Source organism: Rathayibacter sp. AY1H3 (assembly GCF_002932015.1).
Window position 1 is genome coordinate 1 of record NZ_PSUU01000106.1, and the last position, 563, is coordinate 563.

Sequence of the window (563 nt, forward strand, 5' to 3'; positions counted from 1 at the left end):
GTTGCGGGTCATCGCGGTGCGGACGTCCGCCGCGGCGCGGTTCTTGTTGTCGGTGAGGCACTCGACGAGCAGGGCGATACCGTTGGGGCCGTAGGCCTCGTACATGATCGTCGTGTAGTCGATGACCTCGCCGGTGAGGCCGGCGCCGCGCTTGATCGCGCGGTCGATGTTGTCGTTCGGCACCGAGGTCTTCTTCGCCTTCTGCACGGCGTCGACGAGCGTCGGGTTGCCGGAGAGGTCGGCGCCGCCGATCTTGGCGGCCACCTCGATGTTCTTGATCAGCTTGGCGAAGGACTTCGCGCGGCGCGAGTCCTTGATCGCCTTCTGGTGCTTGGTCGTGGCCCACTTGGAATGCCCGGACACGGTGCTCCCTCGGAAATCTCGTTGCGTGCGGCCCCCGAGGGCGCCGCTGATGGCAGGGGCCAGTCTATTCGAGAGCCGGTCCGCGCCCGTCTCGGCCCGAGCGCCGAGCCTTCCGCGCCCGTCTCGCCGGCGACGAGCCGCCCTCCCGGCGCGCTCCCGCACTGCCGAACGCACGATCCGCGTCCCAGCGGATCCCGCTA

General features: G+C 69.3%; 1 protein-coding gene. It reads right to left on the minus strand.

All coding sequences use genetic code 11. The features are described 5' to 3' along the window. Window positions 1-363, minus strand: a 363-nt coding sequence (locus C5C33_RS18125; protein ID WP_181136283.1) for a YebC/PmpR family DNA-binding transcriptional regulator, incomplete at its 3' end; no start/stop codon positions are given. Between the last annotated feature and the right edge of the window lie 200 nt (window positions 364-563).